15 protein-coding genes are annotated in these 26,844 nt (G+C 45.6%); 8 read left to right on the forward strand and 7 right to left on the reverse strand.

Annotation, left to right across the window (positions count from 1 at the left end; all coding sequences use genetic code 11):
• Positions 1-291 precede the first annotated feature (291 nt).
• The 5 genes from F6K64_RS12190 to rpsT all read right to left on the reverse strand — a co-directional run bounded on the left by F6K64_RS12190 (position 292) and on the right by rpsT (position 11,765).
• The gene (locus tag F6K64_RS12190) at positions 292-4,233 is read right to left on the reverse strand and encodes a DNA-directed RNA polymerase subunit beta' (RefSeq protein WP_008185299.1); all 3,942 of its coding nucleotides are present in this window, start codon (positions 4,231-4,233) and stop codon (positions 292-294) included.
• 218 nt (positions 4,234-4,451) lie between these two features.
• On the reverse strand, positions 4,452-6,329 hold the full coding sequence (locus F6K64_RS12195) for a DNA-directed RNA polymerase subunit gamma (RefSeq protein WP_008185301.1): 1,878 nt from the start codon (positions 6,327-6,329) through the stop codon (positions 4,452-4,454).
• Positions 6,330-6,375: 46 nt separating this feature from the next.
• On the reverse strand, positions 6,376-9,765 hold the full coding sequence (gene rpoB / locus F6K64_RS12200; protein ID WP_008185303.1) for a DNA-directed RNA polymerase subunit beta: 3,390 nt from the start codon (positions 9,763-9,765) through the stop codon (positions 6,376-6,378).
• A gap of 755 nt (positions 9,766-10,520) precedes the next feature.
• Positions 10,521-11,333 carry a TatD family hydrolase gene (locus F6K64_RS12205; RefSeq protein WP_008185306.1) on the reverse strand — a complete coding sequence of 271 codons (813 nt, stop codon included), beginning with the start codon at positions 11,331-11,333 and terminating at the stop codon, positions 10,521-10,523.
• A 108-nt stretch (positions 11,334-11,441) separates the two neighbouring features.
• Positions 11,442-11,765 (reverse strand): 30S ribosomal protein S20, encoded by a 324-nt coding sequence (rpsT, locus tag F6K64_RS12210; RefSeq protein WP_008185308.1) that lies wholly within the window; start codon positions 11,763-11,765, stop codon positions 11,442-11,444.
• A 247-nt stretch (positions 11,766-12,012) separates the two neighbouring features.
• Between rpsT and hisD the strand changes: the two genes are divergently transcribed.
• A complete protein-coding gene (gene hisD, locus F6K64_RS12215) occupies positions 12,013-13,338 on the forward strand; it encodes a histidinol dehydrogenase (protein WP_008185310.1) in 1,326 nt (441 codons plus the stop codon).
• 94 nt (positions 13,339-13,432) lie between these two features.
• Here the strand turns inward: hisD and F6K64_RS12220 are convergent, their stop codons facing one another.
• A complete protein-coding gene (locus F6K64_RS12220) occupies positions 13,433-14,701 on the reverse strand; it encodes an FIST signal transduction protein (protein ID WP_008185313.1) in 1,269 nt (422 codons plus the stop codon).
• 1,994 nt (positions 14,702-16,695) lie between these two features.
• Here F6K64_RS12220 and F6K64_RS12225 point away from each other — a divergent pair.
• The 6 genes from F6K64_RS12225 to hpsL all read left to right on the forward strand — a co-directional run bounded on the left by F6K64_RS12225 (position 16,696) and on the right by hpsL (position 23,567).
• On the forward strand, positions 16,696-16,920 hold the full coding sequence (locus F6K64_RS12225) for a Calvin cycle protein CP12 (RefSeq protein WP_287252498.1): 225 nt from the start codon (positions 16,696-16,698) through the stop codon (positions 16,918-16,920).
• A gap of 294 nt (positions 16,921-17,214) precedes the next feature.
• Positions 17,215-17,808 (forward strand): DUF3177 family protein, encoded by a 594-nt coding sequence (locus F6K64_RS12230; RefSeq protein WP_008185315.1) that lies wholly within the window; start codon positions 17,215-17,217, stop codon positions 17,806-17,808.
• Positions 17,809-18,249: 441 nt separating this feature from the next.
• On the forward strand, positions 18,250-18,549 hold the full coding sequence (locus F6K64_RS12235; RefSeq protein ID WP_063747936.1) for a DUF7734 family protein: 300 nt from the start codon (positions 18,250-18,252) through the stop codon (positions 18,547-18,549).
• 383 nt (positions 18,550-18,932) lie between these two features.
• A complete protein-coding gene (glmM, locus tag F6K64_RS12240) occupies positions 18,933-20,405 on the forward strand; it encodes a phosphoglucosamine mutase (RefSeq protein ID WP_008185319.1) in 1,473 nt (490 codons plus the stop codon).
• A 585-nt stretch (positions 20,406-20,990) separates the two neighbouring features.
• Positions 20,991-21,734 (forward strand): glycosyltransferase family A protein, encoded by a 744-nt coding sequence (locus F6K64_RS12245; RefSeq protein ID WP_008185322.1) that lies wholly within the window; start codon positions 20,991-20,993, stop codon positions 21,732-21,734.
• An 81-nt stretch (positions 21,735-21,815) separates the two neighbouring features.
• On the forward strand, positions 21,816-23,567 hold the full coding sequence (hpsL, locus tag F6K64_RS12250) for a hormogonium polysaccharide biosynthesis protein HpsL (protein ID WP_008185324.1): 1,752 nt from the start codon (positions 21,816-21,818) through the stop codon (positions 23,565-23,567).
• 106 nt (positions 23,568-23,673) lie between these two features.
• Here the strand turns inward: hpsL and F6K64_RS12255 are convergent, their stop codons facing one another.
• Positions 23,674-24,279 (reverse strand): PEP-CTERM sorting domain-containing protein, encoded by a 606-nt coding sequence (locus tag F6K64_RS12255; RefSeq protein ID WP_008185326.1) that lies wholly within the window; start codon positions 24,277-24,279, stop codon positions 23,674-23,676.
• 1,153 nt (positions 24,280-25,432) lie between these two features.
• Between F6K64_RS12255 and hpsN the strand changes: the two genes are divergently transcribed.
• Positions 25,433-26,428: a hormogonium polysaccharide biosynthesis glycosyltransferase HpsN gene (gene hpsN / locus F6K64_RS12260; protein WP_287265488.1), complete on the forward strand. Its 996-nt coding sequence runs from the start codon at positions 25,433-25,435 to the stop codon at positions 26,426-26,428.
• Positions 26,429-26,844 lie beyond the last annotated feature (416 nt).

Here is a 26,844-nt window from a genome sequence, read left to right on the forward strand (position 1 = left end):
ATAACCCCTTCTTCTTATTTTAAGATGAAACTACGTTAGTCCAGCACCGGTGTATTATAAATCATTGGGGGCTATGTGCCCAGGGTGGCGTCCGCACCTTATAATCCCCGTGTAAACCCGATCAGCGCCTGCATCCAGACCTAAGCATACAGCTAGGTTGAAGTCTGGTGATAGGAATGAATCATACTAAATAATACCGTAAGGGCGTCTGATCAAAAGCTTTTAAAAAGCTGATGATCAGACGCCCTTGTTTTTCCCAAGATTTATCCGGGGTAGAGTTCAAGCTTATGGTTAATAATTTCCATTCAAGAGGTCTAAGTTGCTAGGATCAGTAGCCAAATCACTCTCCTCATCTAAGCTGTAAACACGGGCTGTGTTATCATCAAGCAGGTTGCCTTGCTGTAATTCAGTACTATCGGCGGGTTCACCATAGCCATAGACCATGCTACTCCCATGGTCGAATTCCGGTTCTGGATTACCAAGAGTGGGCTCTTGGTAAGAATTGAAACCAGTTCCTGCGGGAATCAGACGCCCAATGATGACATTCTCTTTCAGACCTCTGAGCCAGTCAGATTTCCCTTCGATCGCTGCTTCTGTCAGCACACGAGTAGTTTCTTGGAAGCTGGCAGCAGAGATAAATGAATCGGTATTAAGGGATGCTTTGGTAATTCCCAGTAGTACCGGTGTATATTGAGCTGGCGCACCACCAGTGATGGCCATGGCGTCATTCACTGTCTCAATCTGCCGCAACTCCACGAGTTCTCCTGGTAGCATAGTGGTATCACCACCATCGTCTACCCTCACTTTAGAGGTCATCTGACGAACAATCACCTCAATATGCTTATCAGCAATATCAATTCCTTGAGACTGATACACCGACTGTACTTCATTTACCAAAAATGCTTGTGCTTGTTGCAATCCCTTTAAAGCAGCTTCGTAGACACCTCTTTTTTCGAGACAGTAGTTGAAGAAAATCTCTAAAATTTCATGGGGATTGGCTGGGCCATCGGTGATGGGTTCAGCGGTACCGACTTGCTGACCATCGGAAACAATAGCATTTTGCCCAGGCGAAATCGGGTAATCGGTCACGACTCCGTCTGACTCAATTACCTTGATATCAACGGTTTCGCCTTCTTCATAAATCACCTGGGCTTCTCCAGGACGTCTGGCCAATATACAGGCTTCTTTGGGTTTGCGAGCTTCTAGTAGTTCTTCAATCCTGGGCAAACCTTGGATAATATCCCCTGTCTTAGCCCGTTCAAACACCAGTAGTACCAGGTTATCACCCCGCTGCACCAAATCTGCCTTGTCAATTTGCAAAATTGCCCCCGCAGAAACTCGGTATGGACGAGCCAGTCGCAGGATAACAGAATCATCCGTCACCTGAACCACCTGACCTGATTCTCCAGCGGGTGTCCCTTCCGCTAAGGTGTTGGTACCAACGACCAAATCCCCTACTTTGACTGTGGCAGGAGACGTAATGGGGATTGTGACTCGGTCAGCATCCCTGACCACCAGCACTCGGCGAATGGCTTCTAATCCTTCTTGAATTCCCCGGATTTCACCAGCTTCCTTGCACTGAATTTCTGTTCGAGCAACTACCGCACCTGGAGGAATTTCGTCCCCATAATTTACTAAAATCCGGGTTTTGGTATTACCCCCTAACGGATCTGCATTGGTATCCCGGCGAACCACCAACGACTCCAGGATCACCAGTTGTAATCGCATATCCTCAGAGGCTTCATCCTCAGTACTGACTAACTCAATATCAGCACTCAGCTGGGATGAACTAGAATGGTCACTGCCAGCATCGGGGTTGCTCATTTCCAATACCAACTGGGTGCGGAGTAATTCCACCCCATCCACAGACTTGACCCGTTCTCCATCTTTATAGGGAATGCGTTGGATGGCTCGCAATTGAATCTGGGTTCCTTGGGTCCCTTGGTTGGAATTGTCTTGGGTATTAATGGACGCCTGAGAGGGAACCGCTGGTTCATCTGGTACAGCAAACTCAGTCACTGGCCGCAGCAGCAGTCCCATACCATCAGGTGTGTCAACTGCTTCTCCATAACACAGGTTTTCTACCGTTATCCCTGGCAAATCTTCCGAGCCGGGATAGATCAGGTGACCCTCACTAGTCATGGTCTCTGGTAGGTTCTCCACCAGATGAAATTCCCCAGGCTTAACCACAATTTCCCGGAGGATATCATTTTTTTGGACAACTTCCACTACACCTGACGATTGACAGAAGATATCCTTAACCACTTCTGTGCCTGCTTCCACATATTGACCGTCTTCCACAAGCAGCAGGGAAATATCTTTGTTGACCTCATGGCATTCTTCCGGAATCCAGAGTAAGGTACCGCCTTTGGTAACTTCGTAACCTTGCTTGGCTTTACCCCGTTTAGCCACCTCTACACCAGCATATTTAATAATGCCACCGGTTTTAGTGTAGTATTGGTCATCAATCAGTTCCGCCACCACCTGGTGGTTGAGTACCTTTGTGCCAGGGGTTGCCTTCAGGGAAAAGTGCTGATTATTGGCAGTGTGAATCACATATTGTTCCCGACCCCCCGTGCTTTCCATTCTCACCTGTGATTGATCCAAGCGGACGGAAGCTGTGATAATGTCAATTTCTCTTTTGCCTGGGGTCAGTCGCACCACACCACCATTGAGTGTGACTAATTTGGTTTCCGCCAGTACTGTGCCAATCTCTACAGTATCCCCATTTTTCACCACCGGTTCGGCACCAGGGGGTAGGTTATAGACGTCCCCAGATAAAATCCAGAGCAAACCGCTGCGTTGGGCAATCCGAGTAGTATTACCCTGTCGATCTGTTTTTTCCTCAGGGACTAAGTCGGCAAATAGCACTTCCCCGGCTAAGTCCGATGCCACATCCTTAGCCGCTTTTTCTGTGGAAGGACGGCTTTTACTCAGGGCTACTTCTGCTAACAGATCACCCTTGCTGACTGTTTGCCCATCACTGACTAAGACCAAGGAGCCCGCTGTTAAAGGAAAGGTTTTGGCAGAGCCATTAGTTGGTGCCAAAATCAGATCCCCAGCTAGTTCCACTTGTTGACGCTCGTCACCGTGGCGAGTCCTAACTTGGCGGGTACGTAGGCTTTTGCCAAAGTTTACTACACCCTTAACGGGAGCAGAGAGCTGGCGTGCCACTTCCCCGGTAAACACACCCCCTGTGTGGAAGGTCCGCATAGTCAACTGAGTTCCTGGTTCCCCAATAGACTGGGCAGCAATAATCCCCACCGCTTCGCCCAAATCCACCATGTGCCCATGAGCTAAGCTCCAACCATAGCATCTCTGGCAAACTGACCGCTGGGCTTCACAGGTTAGAGGCGATCGCACCATTACCTCTTTAATACCAGACGATTCAATCTCTTTGGCTAGTTGATCAGATACATCTTGGTTTTGTTTAGCAATTACTTTCCCGGTTTTTGGATGAACCAATTCCTCTGCTACAATTCGACCTAAGAGCTTATCCGCTAGGGAAATTAAAATGCGATCGCCGTCAGTCATGGCTGCGATTTTGATGCCCCGACTGGTGCCACAATCAAGGTCTCGTACAATCACGTCCTGGGAAACATCCACCAGACGACGGGTGAGGTAACCAGAGTCAGCCGTTCTCAGGGCAGTATCCACCAAGCCTTTGCGGGCTCCGTAGGATGAGATAATGTATTCTGTTACCGTTAATCCTTCCCGGAAGTTAGTCTTAATCGGTAGGTCAATAATTTCACCTTGGGGATTAGCCATCAGACCCCGCATACCTACCAATTGCCGCACCTGAGACAAGTTACCCCGTGCTCCGGAAAAAGCCATCATGTACACTGAATTTAGGGGGTTTGTGTCTTTGAAGTTACGGACGACCTCATCTTTGAGAGCCTCAGAGGTGCCGTTCCAGGTATCGATAACTTTTTGAAACCTTTCAACTTCAGTAATTTCACCCCTAGTGAACCGGCCTTCTGTGGCACGAATCATAGCTTCCGCCTCATCTAACATCTGGCGTTTAGCTGGTGGCACTTGCAGGTCATCTACACTGATAGAAACCCCCGCCTGGGTAGCATAGCGAAACCCCAGATCTTTGAGTTTATCGGCCATTTGGGCTGTCCGGGCACTTCCGTATTTGGTATACGCCCAAGAGATCAGCTTTTTTAACCGGCCTTTATCAACAATCCGGTTATAAAAAATCAAGTCTTTTTTAGCTTTTTTATCTGCCATGATGCTTTTGAAGGGGATGAATAATTAAGAATTAAGAATTAATAATTAAGAATTAAGAATCAATAATTAAGAATTAAGAATTAAGAATTAAGAATTAAGAATTAAGAATTAAGAATTAAGAATTAATTCTTTAAAATCCTACATTCTACATTCTACATTCTCTTGAATTTCCTAATTCTCAATTCGCGCATTCTCAATTCTAAATGCTTACCTTTTACCTAGCCCCATAGGGCTTCTTGAATAGTTTTGTTGTAGATGATCCGACCTGCGGTGGTGCGGATGTACTGGGAAATAAGTTCACCATCGGCTGTTTCCCTGACTCGCCGGTTTTTGTAGAGTTTGGTCACCATACCATCGGGTGAAGATTCTTCAGAAATCATCTCCGTGTCTTGTTCGTCTGTGTCAACTATGCCGTCATAGCGGACCCAAATATAGGCATGGAGGTGTACTTGCTTTTGTTCGTAGGCTTTGATTGCATCCTCGAGGTTAGCAAAGTAACGACCTGCTCCCTTGGTGGCATTTGGATTTTTTGCGGTTAGATAATAGCATCCCAAGACCATATCTTGACTTGGTGCTATAATCGGGCGACCTGTTGCTGGTGACAGAATATTGTTCGATGCCAGCATTAACAACCTAGCCTCTGATTGGGATTCTAGGGATAGGGGCACATGTACTGCCATCTGGTCGCCATCAAAGTCCGCATTAAAGGCTGGACAGACTAAGGGGTGCAGTTGAATGGCACGACCTTCTACCAAAATGGGTTCAAAGGCTTGAATTCCTAGTCGGTGTAGAGTTGGGGCTCGGTTTAGCATCACCGGGTGACCTGCAATCACTTCTTCGAGTACGTCCCACACAGTGGGATCTCCCCGTTGAATCAATTTTTTAGCTGCTTTGATGTTATTCACCAAACCCTGACGAATCAGGCGGTGAATCACAAAAGGTTGAAACAGCTCAATCGCCATCTCTCTGGGCAAACCACACTGGTGGATATGCAGGTTTGGACCGACTACAATCACTGACCTTCCAGAGTAATCCACCCGTTTTCCTAGCAGGTTTTGCCGGAAGCGACCCTGTTTACCTTCGATAATGTCAGAGAGGGACTTCAGGGGTCGATTGTTTGCCCCTACGACTGTCCGTCCTCGCCTGCCATTGTCAATCAGGGCATCCACAGCTTCCTGAAGCATCCGCTTTTCATTGCGGACAATGATTTCCGGTGCCAGAATTTCCTGCAACCGGGCTAGTCGATTGTTGCGGTTGATGACTCGTCGATAGAGGTCATTCAAGTCAGAGGTAGCAAAGCGACCCCCATCCAGTTGCACCATCGGTCGCAGGTCGGGGGGAATGACAGGGATGACACTCAGCACCATCCAATCTGGCTGAGCCCCGGTGCCAATAAAGTTGTCAATCACTCGCAACCGTTTGATGAGCTTAGCTCGCTTTTGACCTTTAGAAGCCGCAATTTCTTCTCGCAGCTTTTCTGCGATCGCGTCTAAATCCAAATCCTGTAGGAGTCGTTGCAGAGCCTCAGCCCCAATCCCCACGTCTACCCCAGATAGGTCTGAGTCTTCGCTATAGAGCTGCTCCTCAATTTCCAGCCATTGGTCTTCGGTGAGCAGCTGTTTATAGCTGAGGTTTTCCGCATTACCTGGGTTTAGTACTACGTAGGCGTTGAAGTAGACAATCTGTTCTACATCCCGCAGGGGCATATCAAGCAAAATACTGAGGTAGCTAGGAATCCCTTTGAGATACCAGACGTGAGCCACGGGTGCGGCTAGTTTAATGTATCCCATACGGTGACGCCTTACCCGGGACTCGGTCACTTCTACACCACAGCGTTCACAGACAATACCTCGGTGGCGCACCCGCTTGTACTTACCACAATGGCATTCCCAGTCTTTAGCTGGACCAAAGATCCGCTCACAGAACAGCCCATCCATCTCCGGTTTGAGGGTGCGATAGTTAATGGTTTCTGGCTTAGTCACTTCACCGACCATTTGACCGTTGGGAAGAGTCCTTTCTCCCCATTGACGAATTCTCTCAGGAGAGGCAATACCAATTTTTACGTAGTCAAACCGCTGTTCTATTTGGCTTCTCATAATTTTGTCATTTCCCTATTCACAGACACTCATATAGAGCAACCTTTTAGGGTTGCTCTTCTTCCACCAACTCTTCCTGGTTTAGGGATTCATAGGTTGGTGAGCGTGGTGTTCGATGGCGTTCTGAATCGGTCATTAAATCCACTTCCATATCATTACTACTACCGTCTTCTGTGGTTTCGACTTTGTGAACAGCTATGTCGAGTCCTAAGGATTGGAGTTCTCGCATCAGTACCTTAAAGGATTCGGGAGTACCAGGTCGGGGAATGGCTTTTCCTTTCACAATCGCATTGAGAGCTTCGTTGCGGCCTTGCATATCGTCTGATTTAACAGTGAGCAATTCTTGGAGGGTGTAAGATGCTCCAAATGCTTCTAATGCCCAGACTTCCATTTCCCCAAACCGCTGACCACCTTGTTGGGCTTTACCCCCCAAGGGTTGCTGGGTGACTAGGGAGTACGGTCCGGTGGAGCGAGCATGAATTTTATCATCTACCAAGTGGACTAGCTTGAGCATATAGGCTTGCCCCACTGTGACTGGTTGGTCAAAGGCTTCTCCGGTGCGACCATCGTAGACAGTAATTTTTCCGGCATGCTCCGGATTAAATACCCACTCTTTATCAGGTTGCTCACTGGCTTCTTTAAGCTTGTTATGGACAGTGAGGCGGGATGCTTCTGCACCGTACATTTCGTCGAAGGGAGTAAGCTTAAATCTGACATTCAGGTGTTCCCCAGCCCATCCTAATAGACATTCAAATACCTGACCCACATTCATGCGACTGGGTACTCCCAGGGGGTTTAGTACAATATCTACAGGTGTACCATCGGGCAGGTAGGGCATATCTTCGATGGGCAAAATCCGGGAAATAATTCCCTTATTGCCGTGACGACCTGCCATTTTGTCACCAACCTGGATTTTACGCTTCTGAGCCACATATACACGCACTACCATGTTGGCTCCCGGTGGCAGTTCATCCCCTTGCTCTCTGGTAAATACCCGCACATCTACCACACGCCCTTTTTCACCATTGGGGACTCGCAGAGAATTGTCCCGTACATCCCTAGCTTTTTCCCCAAATATAGCTCGCAACAGTTTTTCTTCTGGTGGCTGGTCTGATTCCCCCTTGGGAGTAACTTTCCCCACCAAGATATCCCCAGCTTCTACCCAGGCTCCAATCCGAATGATCCCGGTTTCATCTAACTGACGCAGGGCATCTTCCCCCACATTGGGAATTTCTCGGGTTATTTCTTCCGGACCTAGTTTAGTCTGTCGCGCTTCTATTTCATACTTTTCAACGTGAATACTTGTGTAGACATCATCGTAAACTAGCCGTTCACTAACCAGGATGGCATCTTCGTAGTTATAGCCTTCCCAAGGCATATAAGCGACTAGAATATTTTGTCCGAGGGCGATTTCACCCCCTTCTGTAGCCGAGCCATCTGCCAGTACCTGACCCCCCACAACTTCATCTCCTACATACACCAAGGGTCGTTGATTTAAGCAGGTATCTTGGTTAGAGCGCTGATACTTTTGGAGGGAGTATTCAATAATTGCTGGGGTTTCTTTTGGTTGAACAGGGCTAGGAAATTCTAACTCATTCTCATTGCCCTTTTCCCCTGGCAGGGCTGGCGTATCTGTGGTGGTTGGATAAGGCTGTAACCGAATTGTGTTGGCATCGACATACACCACCTCACCATCACTGGCAGCCACCACGACCATACCTGAGTCCCGAGCCGCCTGGGCTTCCAATCCTGTTCCCACTAAGGGGCGCTCAGGTCGAAGCAATGGCACAGCTTGCCGCTGCATATTTGAGCCCATCAGAGCTCGGTTGGCATCATCATGTTCTAAGAAGGGAATTAGAGAGGTGGCAACAGAGATAATTTGCACTGGTGATACCGCCACATAGTCCACTTGGTCAGGGGTGGTGGTGGTGAATTCTTGTCGATATCGGACTGGTACAGACTCTCCCAGGATGTAACCTTCCTGATCTAAGGCAATATCTCCTGGTGCTACCCTCAGGTCATCTTCTTCATCTGCAGTCATGTACAAGGGCGGTCGGTCTTTTAGGACTCGCCCATTTTCTACTGGGTAAGAAGGAGTTTCAATAAAACCATAATTATTCACCCGAGCGTGGGTTGCCAAGGAGCCAATCAGACCTGCGTTGGGACCTTCTGGAGTTTCAATGGGGCAAATTCTGCCATAGTGAGATGGATGAATATCCCGCACTGCAAAACCTGCCCGTTCGCGAGTTAACCCCCCAGGACCTAGGGCAGACAGACGCCGTTTATGGGTCAATTCAGCTAATGGATTGGTCTGATCCATAAACTGGGAAAGCTGAGAGGACCCAAAAAATTCCTTAATCGCTGCTACTAGGGGTTTGGGGTTTACCAATGAGGCTGGGGTAAGGGTATCGGATTCTGAAACGGTCATCCGTTCCCGAATAATCCGCTCTAGGCGATTTAGTCCCACCCGCACTTGGTTTTGCAGTAGTTCACCAACAGAGCGAACTCGGCGATTTCCTAGGTGGTCAATATCATCTGTGCTACCAATGTCAAATTCCAGGTTGATTAGGTAATCAATTGCCCCGAGTATGTCTTGGGGGGTCAATACCCTTACCGTGTCAGGAATATTCAGCCGTAGTTTTTTATTGATTTTGTAGCGACCGACCCGACCTAGGTCATAACGCTTCTGGTCAAAGAAACGGGATTCCAATAACTGCTGACCACCACTAACAGTGGGAGGTTCCCCAGGACGCAGCTTGCGGTAGAGCTCCAGCAGGGCTTCTTCTTCACTGGGGTTCCCTTCTTTGTCAAGGGTTTTTTGATAGTAGTCTGGGTGGCGCATAGCATCAATAATTTCACTATCACCAAGCCCCAAGGCTTTTAAAAGCACCTGTGCAGACAGTTTACGGGTTTTGTCGATTCGCACCCAAACTAAGTTATTTTTATCGGTTTCAAACTTCAACCAAGCCCCCCGGTTGGGAATCAAGGAGGCTGAGTAGGTACGACGTCCGTTTTTATCAGTTTCAGACTTGTAGTAAACCCCAGGAGAGCGAACAATTTGGTTAACAATGACTCGCTCAGCACCGTTAATGATAAATGTGCCTCGGTCTGTCATCAGAGGCAAATCACCGATGAATACTTCTTGTTCTTTGATCTCGCCGGTTTCTTTATTAATCAGGCGAGTATGAACGTACATTTGTACGGCATAGGTACTGTCTCGCCGCTTAGCTTCATCTACATCATATTTAGGATACTTCAGCCTGTAGTTTTCACCCAAGAAGTGCAGCTCCATTTTGCCAGTGTAGTCGGTAATCGGCGAGAAGCTATTGAGTTCTTCAATTAGCCCCTCTTCCAAGAACCAGCGAAAGCTAGCACGCTGAATTTCAACTAAGTCTGGCAACATATAGGTGGCTGTTGTGTAAGTCTGATTAGTCATGGGGTCTGTTCTTCACTCTTTTTAAGTCAGCGCCGATTTCGATTCCCTTCCCAAGGCAGTACTTGTACTTGAACAGTTCCTTAAAACTTGGGTTCGAGCTAATAGATACTAGATAAATAGATACTAGATCAACTGTTAGAATTGACAGTCCCACAGATAACGTAAACGTGGAATTCTTAAGCTGAACACCACCGGACCTCAGGTAACCCTAATCTAGGTTTTAGATGTTCATAGCTATGGCTTAGAGTGCCTTCTATCTTCCACTTTTTCTCGAAAGCCATCCGTGGGAATTTAAACCATGTCTATTACTAGATTGAAAGAAACTCAGGCATGGATCAGGAAAACAACCAAAACACTATACTGGACTATACTGGACTTGGAGTACTTGCTGCCGGTGCTAGTTGTGGTTTTTACACTTGTCACCGTCGATATGCCCTGTCCTACACATGGCTTGTGCTTAGCTGGAGGCTAAAACCTTTGTAGGGCTTGTCCTTTGGTTAGTCATATTCAGGATAAACCTGGTAGCATCTGTTCTCTTTTTTGTCAACCCTACTTCGGTAAACCTCTCCCAAAAGTACTATTCAAAGAGTCGGATTATTTCCTGTTATTTCCTCTTCTAGGTGTTACCATAGGTGTTCACAGCAAGCCTAGAAGTCGACCCATCATTCTCTTTCTACTGAACCATAGCAGAGTAGGGGAGTTGAGATTATCAAGAACCCACCTTCAGGTTTTCCCCTTTCAGGTCTGGTTGAGATTTACCCAATCCCTATTTGGGCAGCAGTTGCTGTTGAGAGGCTAAGACCAAAAAGCTGACAGGCATTTTGGGTGGTCTGAGCAGCCAACTCTTCTAGAGATATCCCTCGTAATCGGGCAACGCACTCGGCTACATAGCGAACATAGGCTGGTTCATTTCGTTTGCCTCGCTTGGGTACTGGTGCCAGGAACGGACAATCCGTTTCGATGAGTAGGCGATCGCTAGGTACCATGGTGGCTGATTCTTTTACCTGAGTGGCATTTTTAAAGGTCACAATGCCACTGAAGCTAATGTAAAACCCCAAATCCAAAAACCACTGTGTCTGTTGAGGATTACCTCCCCAACAGTGCATCACACCTCTTATTGGCCCGGTACTTTCCCAAAACTCTTGGAGTATGCCCCTCATTGCAGCAGCAGCGTCACGGCAGTGGATAATGACTGGCAAGCCAAGTTGGTGGGCAATCCCTAGTTGGGCTTTTAACACTTCTATTTGGTATTGTTGGTTCTTTGCTTTATAGAAATCCAAACCCGTTTCTCCGATAGCTACGACCCTAGCATCAGAGCGCCCTAGGGTCAAAATCTGATTTTCCGTTTCGGAAGTCCATTTTTCCGTATCTAAGGGGTGCAAGCCTACCGCGAAGGAGAGTTCGGGAAATCGCTCGGCTAGAGCTTGGATGCCTGTAAACTCAGACGGTTCTACGCAAGAGTGAACTAGACGAACCACACCAGCTTCAAGCCATCGGTGCCTTAATTGCTCTAACTCCGACTCAAAGACATCGAAGTTGATATGGACGTGGGTATCAATCAACTGCATCAATACAGTTTTTAATCTATTTATCTATTTTTAGTTTAATTAACAGCGGTTTTTGCTGAATTACTAATTGCAGCACTTAGCTAAGGTCAGCTGAGTCAGGCAATCTCATCATACAGCAGGTGATTCGGTCACAGTAGCGTTAAGTTGAGCCTCTATAGCTTTGAGCTTTTTGGCAAGACTTGCTTTTTTCCGAGCGCCATTATTGCGATGGAGCACCTTACGCTTGACAGCCTTGTCAATTTTGCTGTATGCTTCTGACATTCGACGTTTGACTTGTTCCAAGGCTTCCGGACTTGGTTGGCGTTCGTACTCTTCTAAGGCAGCACAATAGTTCTTCGTCAGGGTTTTCACCGCTGATTTGTAGGCTTTGTTCCGAATTCGGTTCCGTTCGGCGATTTTTATGCGTTTGAGGGCAGACTTGTTATTAGCCACAGCAGTCTTTACTTAACTTAATTTAGTTTGGGAGTTACCTCCCATAGAAAGTGGTATGATACCAGAAGTAACATCATACCATATATCATAATAAACTAGTATCAACACCCATAGCGTAACCCAAGCATCATCGTCTTTAAGCTATATTCTTAAAGTAAGTCCAGGAAAAATAGACACCTTTGATCAGGAGAAGTGTATAAACCTGGTCTAGGACGAGCAACACTAGCGTGATGGGCACTCCGACTCCATGCTGCGAATCATAACTGAGCAGGCTGAGGCACAAACTGAACTGCGGCGTATCCGCGATCGCACGGCTTCTGACCAAATGCTGAACAAAGAGGCAACTGTAAGGGAAGTTTTACAGGCAGTGAAGCGTAAAGGAGACGTAGCGCTCCTGCACTACACTGAGGAATTTGATCAGCTGAGATTGAGTCGAGAACAACTGCGAGTCAGCGGTTCGGAACTAGATGCGGCTTACCAACAGGTCTCCAAGGAATTACTTGATGCGATTCAATTAGCTGCTGGACAAATTGAGGCATTTCATCGACAACGAATTCCCAAATCCTGGGTGCAATTTGGTGAAGATGATGTGGTTTTAGGCAAGCGCTACACTCCTGTAGATAAGGCTGGACTATATGTTCCTGGCGGTAGGGCGTCCTATCCCAGTACTGTGTTAATGAATGCCATCCCAGCCAAGGTAGCTCAGGTTGACCAAATTGTAATGGTTACCCCACCAAGACCTGATCAAAGCATTAATCCGGCTGTGCTTGTGGCTGCTCAGGAAGCCGGGATTCATGAGATTTACCGGGTAGGTGGTGCCCAAGCAATTGCCGCCTTAGCCTTTGGAACCGAAACCATTCCCAACGTGGATGTGATTAGCGGTCCGGGGAACATTTACGTAACCCTGGCCAAGAAACTGGTTTACGGTATTGTAGGGATTGACTCCCTGGCTGGTCCTTCTGAGGTATTAATTATTGCGGATGAGGAAGCTAATCCAGTTCATGTGGCTGTCGATCTATTGGCTCAGGCAGAACATGACCCAATGGCAGCAGCGATTCTCCTGACCACTGATCCTCAATTAGCCAAACAAGTGCAGGGACAAGTGCAACAGCAACTAAAAGACCATCCACGACGCCTGTTGACAGAAAAAGCGATCGCTCACTATGGTCTAATCGTTGTTGTTGATTCTTTAGAAGCGGCAGCACAACTGTCTGATCAGTTTGCTCCAGAACACTTAGAACTAGAAATTACCCAACCTTGGGACTTACTAGACTATATCCACCACGCTGGGGCAATTTTCCTGGGTAACTCAACCCCTGAAGCAGTAGGTGATTACTTGGCTGGACCCAATCACACCCTACCAACTTCAGGTGCTGCTCGTTATGCTTCTGCCCTAGGTGTGGAAACCTTTATGAAGCACTCCAGTTTGATTCAGTATTCAGACCGAGCCCTCCATAAAGTGGCTGGTGCTATCGAGACTCTTGCTGAAGCAGAAGGTCTACCATCTCACGCTGAATCTGTGCGCTTACGAACTCAGCTTGATGCTGGGGGGTCAAAGGCAGTAGAACAATAATAGAAAAATAATCTAGTTAATGCTCTGCCGGTAGTCAGGTAGTTACTCATTCCCCAGAATGAAGAATTAAGAATTAAGAATTAATTCTTCATTCTTACTCTTTAGCACGGAAAATCCCAAAAACTGAGGTGAAGCCGTGCAAAAACGTACTACTGCCTACTGGACCAATTTCCCCGTTACAGAAGAAGCCAGCCAGCTGAATATCCTTGATGTAACGGTGGAATAGTTGGGAATCAAAATTAGGTTTACCGTAAAGTCCTTCTCCTCGCCCCAGACAGGAAAACATCAAAGCACCAGCAGCTTGAGTGGTGTTAGTTTGCTTTTGATAGTCCTCAAGAAGGAGTGCCAAGTCTTCCTCTGAAGTCTGAGCATCTCTGAGGTGGAACTGAATACGTTGACCGGGTCGAATCCGATCAGCAATAGCGATCGCACCAATCCTCGGATCCACACCTAACAGATTGCGGATCAGAAAGTCTCCCTGACCCAGCTGTTGTTTAAACTCATCTCGGGCAACTCCCACAAAGAGTGAATGTTGTGCCAGCTTACGGTCTGCCTCATCCATACTTTGGATTAACTCGCGCAACACCATTAATGGGGGATGGGATGCTGGCTCACCGCTGGTGATCTTGCCTTGATCGAGGGCTGTCAATTCCAGCAGGATATTCTGGTCTGCTTTAGCCACCTGATAGGTTTCACCGATAGGACGACAGCCTTGAGCCACAATGGTTTCTAATACAACATTGCCGCTTAGAGCAACCCCCACAGTTCCTTCATGGTAGAGAGACTTTGCCAGTTGGGTCTGGTCTTTCAGGCAAAACAAGCCATTCTTAACCATCATAGAGCCACCACTAGCCTGTCCTCCTACCTTGGCTGAGCCTGGATAAGCATAATCCAACCCTTGGAGCAAATCATTAATTTTAGATGACAAGGGATCAGAGAATAAAATAAACTGGGGTTGCTCTTGGGGGGAAATGCCAATCAAGTCCACCCAAGCATCAGGAGGACTATCCAAATCTGGCAAGGCGTCTCCAGGGATATGAAAGCTATGGACACTAACATCAGGCAAACAGGCTAGGCTGAGGCTTAGGGCTGGTCCTTCCTCAACTTCCACAGCCTGACCATTGGTGTTCATCCCAATGATGCCACTCCCACCACAACCAATCAGCACAGGTAAAGACAATCGTTCCTGGAGCAGGGGGATGAGGCGAGGATACTCACTGGCATAGGCAGATGAGATGAACACCAGACCCAAATCTGCTCTTGAAGGCAAAGACTTCTCAAGGCAGTCTGCCACTTCGGCCACTGCCGCTTCTAATGATGCACGGGTTGATAGAGCATTTGCCCACTTGATCACTTTAGCCATCTATTCTACCTAATTCACTCCCGATACCATTGCCTATTGAGGGGATTGGCCACTCCTTAAGGTTTTATAATAACGGTGAACTACCACAGACTTCCACTAAGCCTTACCTGATACTGAGAAGAGGATTGGTTGTGGTAGACTAAACTTAATATAACTTAATCTAAATTACTAGTTATCAAAAAGCTAGCGTTAACGGGGTTATAAACTGTTTTTCTTAAGGCGCGCTTTCCAATGGCCGGGAAACCCGGCCATTGGAAAGCGCCTCAAAAAATCTGTCTATATCTGCATAACTATGAATAGTTATTGCCATATTAGCCATCCGCTCTACTGCAATTTAAGAGTAACAATTCGTAATATAGTGGGTAAATCAGACAGGCTCCCTTAAATTCCCAGTTCCTCTAACTCGAAGTCCTTCCTCAAGTCAGCCATGGCAAGAAGGATAAGGGCTCAAGGTGAATTCCACCCCAACCACACTACCAAGTTAGCTATGTCAATATCTGTCGATTAAAGGGGGAATTTGACAATCCCCGGTCATTAGACGCGGGGATTCGTTAAGAATCCGTAATCGAATCTTACAGGCGTAGTCAATGCGCCCCTACTGAGTTCCACTTGGTCCAAGCCTTGGGTTCCCGCTACTTTTTTTTGTTGGTTATGCTTTCTAGGTACTACCACGCTTGCCAGTGCGGTACGCTCTGCTTAAAGTTACCGTAAGAATAAAGAAGCCTTAATAACAAAGATTTAACCCTTCTATGCATAGCCGACTAACCATAAAGGCTTCTTTATTCTAAGGTTTCGTCAAAGATCTGCAATTATTTACCCGTTCACAAGAGGTGCGACCCGAAGGTGCGACCCAAGGGCGATTTACTCGCCCTTGGGTCGCACCTTGAGCGAATTTAATTCGCCGAACGCGCCCCGCGTCTCCTACGGAGAACGGAAAGCGCACCTGAGGATTAACGCAATGCAATCAAAGAGGGTCGGCATTTCTGAGGTACTAGAATTGCTTCATCACGTAGGCGTTTACCATTACTCACTTCACCATTGTAGTTTTCATGACGGCAGTTAAAACTGCCGCGTCGCGTTTCCTCCCGGAGACGAAACCTTAGAATAGGGTTTGAAGTCTCCGTAAGGATAGGGTCGCCTTATTACAAGAGACTTAACCCTATTTTGCATGACCTACAAACTATAAAGGCGACCCTATCCTAAGGATTCGTCTCTGGCCAAAATCGGCAAAGTTTTAACCCTTTTACCCATAGCCGACTAACCATAAAGGCCAGAGACGAAACCTTAGACAGTGGAGCCTTATAACAATAGCCTTAACCCTTTTACCCATAGCCTGCCGACCATAAAGGCTCCACTGTCTTACGGTAACTTCAAACCCTATTCTGGCGGTAACTTCTGACCCGGATTGAAATCACGGGGCTACCACGCTCCCGCGTTCTTTCCGTGTCAAGAGTTCTAGAAGTGGTGTAAGCTACCAGGGGGTAAGGGGAAATTGGGAAAATCTTAAAAAATAAAGAACAAATTTGTGTTAAAGCAGGTCTTTTGCTTTAACCTAAGAAGTTAAAGTAGCTAAGTAAAGTAGCTAATCAAAGTAGCGCTCTTAGTTAATTCCCTGGTAATTTCTGGTTAATCCGGGATTTCCTAGCTAAGATGCAGGTAATGGACACTAGTCCGATCGTTGTAATGGCCACGACACCTACGAATGACCGCCAGTTCGTAGCCCTGTCCCTAGTAGTTAAGATGAGGGAAACATGTGCTGCTAGCCCAACCAGCCTTTACAACATTGCCGTTCCCGGAAGCGGGACAAACTCCGGCAAACCTTACCCCTGATAGGAGTTGCACAAAACCTAAGCAACTAGGTCGTCTTTTCAACGAAATTACTAGTTATTAAGCCTCCTATCGTTAAGTATTTTGCTAAGCGCGGTTGGTTACTACTACCAATCCTATCAGCAAAATAAAAATAGACATCATTAAGTTATAAAAGCGAAAGACAGATGAGCGAATTACAAGAGAAAATAGACCAAGAGCGTGAACAAGCTAGAGCCGTTTGTGATGCTGAGGGGGCGTCTTCAGCAGAATGTGCAGTAGCTTGGGATAACGTAGAAGAACTACAAGCAGAGGCTTCCCATCAGCGGCAAAATGCCAAGCCCAAAAACTCCCTTGAAGAGTACTGTGATGATAATCCTGACGCAGCTGAGTGCCGGGTATATGAAGACTAGACTCTAGGATTGTTCTGCCAAATACTCTGAATAAGGGTAGCAGGAGTAAATCCCCGATTAGGATTTGCTCCTGCTACCCTTTTTGGTGGCGTTATAGCGCTACGCGCAAGTCCGCAAGTCCGCAAGTCCGCAAGTCCGCAAGTAAGCGATTACTTACGTTTCGGAGTTTAGGAATGTCAAACATCTGAATGCGTAGTGCTATACTGGCCTGATGCTTTCCTTGGCTTTGTTTCTAGATTTCCAGTATGGCCATTGGTGAAATAACATAGATCAAGGTCATTTCGGCAACAAGCAATGCAAGATGAAATTATTCAATTACTGGTTTGGATGGACTACCGTTTGGCAGTTTTGTTCACAGTATTTATCCCCTTGATGCTGCTAATTTGGGCATTTTTCCAGAAAGCAGATGCTATGGTACGCCTGTTGATTATCTATTGGCGTGTTTCCAGTCTCCTAGCGATTACAGTTTACTTGTTGATTGTCGGTTGGCCGATTGCTTATGTGTGTGCTTTGAGCTCCCGTATTCTGATCCCCATCTCCCTGTGGTTTTGGATTGACTTGAATGAGGAGATTGATGATAGGCCCGCTAGTCCCCTGAAGCTAACACTGACATCTTGGCGTTGGGCAATGACTATTTACTGTACTCTGGGGACAATCGCTAGTATTCCATTTCTACGTTGTGCCTTTGTCCCAGGAGCAATCACATCTGGATTTTGTCAGGTGTTGAGGGAGCCGCCTTTGTTATTCAAACAGTATTTCCATGGTGGTTATACCCCTGGATTTTTGGGCTTTATCGGAATGGTGGGATTATTCTTCTATGTCCTTTACTTAAGCTATTTCGTTCTGTTTCGACTCGGCAAACAAGGACGATCAGCTATTGAACCATGAAATGGGTTATGGCTTTGGATTTTGTAGGGCAGTAGCATCTTCTTTGAGACTCCCCACGGCGCTTATGCCGGGGGAGTCTTGGTTCAAAGGAGGTAAGCATTCAGCAGTCAGGGGTCAGCGGTCAGCCGTCAGGTTATTTTATTCAAAAGCTTTTCCCGTAGGGTGCCCATAGCGCATAAGCTGTTCGGTGTAGCATGGGCGTAGCCCATAGGCTGATAGCTGAATACTTACCCCGGTGCGCTTTCCCCATTAAGAATTAAATTCGCCACTGGTCGCACCGCAAAGTAAGGTTGATTAACGGATTCGGAATTCTACTTAACCTACAGGCAAAGCGCTAGATCAGATTTTATGGTCACCACCAGTACGATAAAGCTAAATATATCATTATATCCTGCCAATAGGCAACGCCACAACTAAAAACTCACAACTGAAAACTCACAGATGATGGATTCCATTGGTAGGCGTCTAGAACAATACACCATCAAACGCCCAAAAGAGGTATTGATAGTTACCGCACAGATAGCTGGTGAACAGGATCAAATTGCTATTTTTAAAGGTTTTTCCAGTTCTTTAATGCGTCCGACATCCTTTGACCCAGATGTAGCGGTCTTACCAGCACAGGCAAAGATCATTAGCATAGATCGAGTGGCTGCTCCCTATAATCCACAGTCTCCTCGTTATCTTCAGCAAGGACTGACTTTGGAAACTATGGAAAAGTTGTTGGAGAATGCTGGTGTTTAATTTAGCATCCTGGCTAGGTTGTGGCTGCTAAGTTCCAAGGGAGGAACGTAAATTTTGGTAAAGTTTTGCCTGAAGGCCCTTGGGACCTAAGTGTATTTGGATCTAGTTAGTCAATTTTGATAAAGTCTTGCCAGAAGCCTAACAGGGCTAAATGTACTTGGATCTAGTTAGTCAATGTTTGAGTAAATCTTGGATAAACTCTGGCCAAAGCGCTCACAGGGCTAAATGTACTTGGATCATAATCTGAATGTACTTGGATCATAATCTGATCACAAGCATGTATGGGATCACAACCATAGGTTGGATGTATTGATGGATATCTACCAAAGCAAAATAAAGTGTTATTCTCCACAGTGAGTGTGTAATGTGAGGAAATTGAAATTATGGTTACATCCCCTGTCCGTATCCAGGGATTGGATAGTGCTGAGTTCTCATCCAAGAATCAGCCAATGAACTGCCCCAATGTCAGGTTACCTTGGCAACCCCTAACTCTACCCACAACCCCATTATTCGGTACCGATGGCATTCGGGGACGAGCAGGAACATTGCTCAGTGAAGATTTGGCTTTACAAGTGGGTTTCTGGGCTGGTCTTGTGTTACAGGAATACTCAGCTGTACCAGGACCGGTGATTTTAGGGCAGGATTCACGCAATTCTAGTGATATGTTGGCAACAGCCTTAGCTAAGGGGTTGACTACAGCAGGTCTAGAGGTGTGGCACCTGGGATTATGTCCCACTCCTGGTGTTGCCTACCTGTGCAGTGCCACAAGTGCCATAGGGGGTGTGATGATTTCTGCTAGTCATAATCCTCCAGAAGACAATGGGATTAAGTTTTTTAGCGGGAAAGGCACTAAGCTATCTCAGGAGCTGCAAAAGCATATAGAAGCTGGATTGAGGGGTTTTATTGGTCAGGCTGTAGTGAGTAAAACCCAAGGGAAGTATCACTATCGCCCAGGGTTGGTCACCGATTATGCAGCAGCACTTCACCGTCCTCTGAAAGGAGTGACGAATTTACAAGGCATGAAGATTGTGCTGGATTTGGCTTGGGGGGCAGCAGTGCGACTCTCAGGACAAGTGTTTGAGCAGTTGGGGGCACAAGTGATCTGCTTGCATGACCAGGCAGATGGCGATCGCATTAATGTCAATTGTGGCTCTACTCACCTCGAACCCCTGAAAGCTGCGGTAAAAGAATACCAAGCAGATCTTGGGTTTGCCTTTGATGGTGATGCAGACCGATTGATGGCAGTAGATGCCCAGGGTCGGGAGATCAATGGAGATTACATCCTCTATTTTTGGGGTCAAACCTTACGTGCTGCCCAAAAGCTACCAGAAGACATAATGGTAGCAACGGTAATGGCAAATTTAGGATTTGAACGAGCCTGGAAGCAGTTGGGGGGTAAATTCCTACGGACAGCGGTCGGAGATCAGCATGTCCAAGCTAAAATGCTCCAAACTGGAGCTATGCTAGGGGGTGAGCAATCGGGACATATCATCTGTCACCATTATGGTTTGACTGGGGATGGCATGTTAACTGCTTTACATCTAGCTTCTTTGGTCCGTGAATCTGGGATGACCTTAGGGGAGTTAGTAGACCAAAGTTTCCAGACTTACCCCCAACTGCTGCGTAATGTCAGGGTAGAAGACCGAGAACGCCGACGTGGATGGCAAGAGTGTGAAGCGATCACGAATGCGATCGCAAAAGGGGAAGCAGCCATGGGAGACCAAGGTCGAATTCTGGTTCGTGCTTCTGGTACTGAACCCCTGATCCGGGTGATGGTCGAAGCCGCCAATTCTCAACTTGCTCACCACTGGACATCAGAGTTAGTTAACGTCGTTGAGCGATATTTAGCTAACTGATTGACCAAACTGTTTCCAGCAACTGCTCAGCATATAACTTGCATCGTTAACTTGTATCTTTGTTAACTTATACCGTTTCAGTGATCGGGTTGTGTTGACGGTTTATGGTTGACGGTTTATGGTTGACGGTTTATGGTTGACGGTTTATGGTTGACGGTTTATGGTTGACGGTTTATGGTTGACGGTTTATGGTTGACGGTTTATGGTTGACGGTTTATGGTTGACGGTAAATCATCAACCCTGATGTGAGTCTCTCTTGAGGAAAACTCCGTGCCTATCTACGGTCACAAACCAGATCGGTGGAAAGCATCAGGAAAAAGGGTTAAAAACCCTGAACTTAATACTTAATAGGGGTGCATAGAAAACTATTGCCAGCATTTTCGTGATAGTTATAGCTGACGAAATGCTTGATTACTTTCAAGGTTCCAATAACGCCATGGCCACCTCACCATAACATTAAAACTCCCGTTACTTTTGCTCAATTAGTCCCGGTGCGCTTTCCGTTGGCGAATTAAATTCGCCACGGGTCGCACCGCAAATTAATGGGAGTTTTTTACCTTGTTTTTCTATCAATAAAGGTTAATCATGCTAGTTTTCGTAATTCCACTCAAGAGTCGAAAGCTTTCCAAATCTTGGGAACATGTATCTAAATTATTTGAACGCTGTGTCAAATCAGTATGTAATCAAACATCATCGGAATTTAGAGTAATCGTTGTTTGTAATGAAAAGCCACAGATTACATTCAGTCATCCCCATATCATTTATCTTCAGGTTGATTATCCTACTCCCAAAGAGCCAAGCCAGAGGGTTAGAGGAAATACAGATAAAGGACGTAAGCTTTTGACAGGATTAACTTATGCTCGTCGATTTGACCCAACTCATGTTATGAATGTCGATGCCGATGATTGTGTTAGCAAACAGTTAGCGGAATTGGTTAGGCAAAATCCTCAGGAAAATGGCTGGTTTATTAATAGAGGTTATAAGTATCGAGATGGAGAAGATTGTTTGTATTTAAAACGAAAACAATTCTATCGAATGTCGGGTACAGCGAACATTCTTAGATGGGATTTACTAGAGTTACCTGAGAAACCTGAATACAATCGCGGTTATGGCTACTACAAGTTTTATATTGATCATGGGAAAGTTAAAAGTATTCTAGCCAACAAGGGAACCCCTCTAAAACCATTACCCTTTTCCGGTAGTGTTTATATCCTTGGTACTGGTGAGAATCTATCAGCAAATGAAGAAAGATTATCCTTTAACATCTTCAATCGAAAGGCGTTGAGCAAATCAATTTGTGATGAATTTGGCTTGTACAAGCTGGCTTGACCATCGCGCAAACACCAATTTCAAATTTATCATGCCAAATTAAGAAATAATAACATCGATAGACAATGGGATGGTTCTGCCATGGTCAAAGGTCGGTCAAAATCTAAGTCATCAAAGAAAGGGAAAACGCCATCTGAGACCACAACCTTAAATCTCAAGCAACAGTTAGCTCAAAAACGCCGAGCGCAACGGGAGCGTAGAGAAATCATCCAAATTATTACTATGACAGCAGCTTTTGGAGCCATTATCGGGGTGTTGCTTGCTCTAGTGGTTGATCCTAAAGCTGGTGCAGCTGCAGTAGCTGGTCTGCCTTGTCTGGTTCTGTCCTATAAATATCCTCGCACAGCACTTTGGGCATTCCTGATCTATATGCCTTTTAGTGGTACAATCATTTACTCCATTGGCAATAGTCCACTGCTGCAGCTGGCTAAAGATGGTATCTATATCCCTGCTTTGATTGGTCTAGTACAACAGTGTAAGCAGGAAAGAAAACCAATCATAATAGCCAAGTCCCTAATGCTACCCTTAGGCATTTTGTGCGCATCAAGTTTGCTGACATTCTTGTTTGCTAATGGCTCCCAGCAACTACTTCCCCCTTGTTCAGATCTACCAGGGATGCGTAGAGGTATAACCTGCGAAGATGGACAGCCGATACTAATGGGAATTTTGGGTTTGAAAGTTTTTTTGGGATACATTCCCTTAATCTTTTGTGCCTACTACCTGATCCGTAGCAAGAAAGAATTACTCTTCCTCTCAAGGATGTTCACAGTTCTGGCTATTATCTGCTGTAGCCTTGCCTTTATTCAGTACATGATGCTGAAAACTGGTAGATGCGCTGGAACCCAATTCAGACACGGGGCTGCCTTATTCAAAGCTTCCCTAGATGCTAGATGTTTTGTGGGTGGGTCTTTGCTGTATAGTCCTCAAGTGGGACAAATCCGCTTACCGGGAACCTTTGTTGCCCCTTGGCAGTGGGGCTGGTTCCTGATTTCTAATGCCTTTTTTAGCTTTGCTACTGCTTTCAGCGACCCCTCAGCTCGTTGGCGGAGTGTTGGTTTAGGTGCCATGGCATCGGTTTTTGTTCTCGCAGTAGTCTCTGGTCAGCGGATTGCTCTGGCTTTGGTGCCAACTGTAACCGTAATCCTGCTCGTTTTAACGGGTCAAGTCACTAACCTTAAACGGTTTTTACCTATTTTGGGAGGATTAGGGCTTTTATTAGGAATTGCGGCAACTGCTTTTCCTGAAGTAGTTCAGGAACGGATAGATAGTTTGATCGGTCGTTGGGAAGCTTCACCAGCGGATGATTTTATCCTTCATCAATTTGCTTTTACCTGGAGTAGACTAAGAGGCTCATTAATTGGTCTGGGATTAGGACGAGCGACCAACTCTGCTCGTGTTTTTGGTAAAACCAGTTTGGTAGAAACTTGGTTTCCCAAAGTGATGCATGAAGTTGGTCCGCTGGGGCTGCTGGCTTTTCTAGTATTTGTAACTGCGATTACTGTACTTACCTTCAAGGCTTACCGCTCAGTGAAAAACAAGGATTTGCGGAGTATCGGTGCCAGCTATTGGGTACTTATTTTGTTTATTAGCTACCAAACCTATTACTATCCCTTGGATGTAGATCCAGTGGCAGTATATTATTGGTTGATTACTGGTGTTATCCTCAAGTTGCCTGAAATAAATCGTCAAGAACAAGAGGAACTAGAGAAACTAGAGGCAGCACAGGCAAACGAGCCTCAACCTAAAAAGAAACGAGGTATCAAGGCATCGAAAAAGGGAAAAGGGAAACGGCAAAAGGCAAAAGGCAGGGTAAGCGCCCTAAAAATTGAGTAAAAATGTGATATAGAGCCAGGATCATGACCATATTAAGCCTTGATTCCTAGCACTATTGCACTTTTTTAACCCAAGTACCACTAGCCCAAAACTGGACATTCATCGATTAATTTGAGTTTGCTGATTTTTTTCGATTCATCAAGATTCCTAAAGAAAACAAACTAAGCCCTAAAATCGTTCCTGGTTCTGGAACAGTGCTAAAAATAATATTCCCTTTTTCGACTAATATTTTGGTATCCGAGGTTGGGTCAACAGCAAAAGTTTCAAAAGTTGTTCCTAAAGCTTGAGCAACAATAGGAACTCCAAAAGTGTTACTTGTAGTGTTAATTGTATCGTTGAAGCTGGTTAATATACCATCTGTAAACGTTAGAAATGGACTGGGAGGTACCACATCACTTTCATCAATAAAAACACTATCAGTGACTAATCCCAAACCTGGTATGTCAAGATAAATTTCAGCCGACGCTTTTAGATCTAAATCGACACCAACTAACTGATTCATCTGGATAGTTTCCACTCCAACCCCAGTGATAGGGGCACTCTCATAGCGAAGGATACCAAAGCCAAGATTATCATTGAGAGTCTCAAGTGTACTAATAAACTCAAATTTCATAGCAGCAGCTTGAGCCAGATTAGGGACAAGAGCAAAAAGACCTAAAATTGCGCCAGTAGTAGTTGTAACTGCTAATGTTTTATAAAGGTTAGGTTTCATGATTTTTGATTCCTATTGAATTGATTTGTGGCATTGACAGGATGAAATAGCGTGGTCAAGCTCCTGATTGACTGACGAAAAATTAGTTTTAGTCGGCGTTCTTGGGAGTTCCCCCCTGAGCAACTGGCTTTCCACTGGGCTTACAGGGGTTCCGCACACAGCCACTCCCCATGAGCAACTGCATCAAGACAGATTGGTTTGATGAGCTATTTTGAAATGTTAGATATCAAGTGCTGACCTTAGGCTTGGTTTCTTTTCTTTTACTGCTTGAGGTTGACAGCTATGAAACCAATTAACTCGTTAATGTTGATGGCTGATTCCTTTCCCAAAAATATTATTATATAGAATCGGGACTAATTTAGCTATTTGAATTCAAATTTATAAAATCTTTAAATAAATAAAGTTAATATTTCCAATTATGAAGTTTTTATAAAAAATACTTTGATGAGAAATAATTCAGAGCAACAGATGAGTAATGGATTTAAGGGACTTTCGTCCTGGGTTAATAGGAGTAGGTAGTAGGGAGTGGGGAGTAGGGGTAAGCAATCTGATGAACAGCCAAGGCATCGGTCTCAAGCACTGCCCACCCTACATGAACTACAAAATAAGCCCAAGTACTGATTATAAAATATAAGTAAATATGATCAAGATATCACTACAAATAGCAATAGGTTAGGAGTTGGCTGTAGCGAACGCATAATCACCACTAAGCCGAAATCCCAAAACCAGATGACGAAGCAGTCAAGGCAGGCAACGCGATGTTCCTTCGGAACCGCTACGCGAACGCATTAAACCTTCACAACCCTGATTAGTTGATTAACCAATTGATTAACCCCTAGCAAACGGGAAAAGGCAAACTACAAACGGTTTTTTGAACCGGTCTCCACGGATAACTGTTCCCTGTACTATGCTGGGACAGCGTTTCTAGCTCCCGTGAGGTACAGATTCAGCAATGAAACCCCTATCTTCTAAGACTCAGGTGTACCTCACCAGCCATGGGAAAGCTGTATTGGTTTTACCTCTTAGCTTAAGAATTGTCTAACTTTCCATAAAACCACGGATGTCCAAGGATAGCATGTTAGTTAAACTATTATCGATTGTCGGCATTATCAGCAGTTAAATGCTTAAGGACAAAGTACTCAAAACAACGACAATGATTTCTGTAATTATCCCTACTTACGGACGGGAAGACCCTTTGCGGGATACCCTAGAAGATGTCCTCAAGCAAGACTACCCTGCTTTTGAAGTACTGGTTGTTGATCAAACTCGAACCCACAAACCAGAGATTCAATCCTATTTAGAGCAGCTGGCTAATGCTGGTAAGATTCGCTGGTTCCGGGTTGATTGGGCAAGTTTACCTGGGGCAAGAAATTATGGGGTAAGGCGGGCATCCGGGGAGATTATTGTGTTTATTGATGATGATATCAAGATGCCACCGGGGTATTTAACTGCTCACGCTCGTAACTATGAACAATCCCCAGAGATTGGGGCAGTGGCAGGACGAGTATTTGACCGGATGAAGCTAGCGGAGAAAGGAGCAGCAGCAGATTCCCCCACTCCCTCTTACACCATTGAAGACTTGCCTAAGGAGGCCATGGACCCTGGGATTGCATGGTATTACATAGACTTAGTCCATACCGTCAAGCCTCAACGGGTGATATCAGCCCGAGGCTGCAATATGTCTTTCCGCCGGGAGATTTTTACGAAGTATGGGCTGCACTTTGATGAACAGTTCCGGGGCAGTGCGGTTCGTGAGGAGTCGGATTTTTGTTTGCGATTTCGCCGCACTGGTTATCAAATTTGGTATGACCCAGATGCTTATTTAGTCCATTTAGGGGAAGAAACTGGGGGATGTCATGATATTACTACGCGATCGCTTGAGTATCAGTTGACCTTTTATCACAACCATTTCCTGATGGGGATGAAAAACCTTACCCTTAGTGAACAGCTACAGCTGTTTGGTCGTCTATTTGATTGCCACGTCTTAGGGAATCCTCCTTGTAATAAAAGTGGTTCCCCGATTAAAATTATTAGCCGCGCTGTTTTCTACATGTTGGGCTTTTTAAAAGCACTCGGTACACGCATCAAATCTATCTGGGATGATGGTCAAATTTATACTCGGCTAGACGGCGAGACGGTTGAAGGTTAGTTGGTTGAAGGTTAGTTGGTTGAAGGTTATTTTGGTTGAAGGTTAGTTGGTTGAAGGTTATTTTGGTTGAAGGTTAGTTGGTTGAAGGTTAGTTGGTTGAAGGTTAGTTGGTTGAAGGTTAGTTGGTTGAAGGTTAGTTGGTTTAAGGTTAGTTGGTTTAAGGTTGCCAGTTAAAGCCAGCGTTTAAATCTTTAACCTACCAGTAAATAAACCTAATCAGCTCTTGCCCCTTTAATTAGCCCCTTTAATTAAAAGCTCTAAAATTTAGGATTTAGTAGTCAGGAGTCAGAATAATTCAACGTTAATGGTGTTGTAATAAACAAAATTTCAAGTAGATTTGAAGCCAACAAATAAATAAAAATTATCATTGATTTTCCACGGTTACCATTCCAGGTTTACTAGTATTAAGTAGTTTG

Origin of the sequence: Moorena sp. SIO3A2, from assembly GCF_010672265.1 — a bacterium.
GTDB classification, from domain to species: domain Bacteria; phylum Cyanobacteriota; class Cyanobacteriia; order Cyanobacteriales; family Coleofasciculaceae; genus Moorena; species Moorena producens.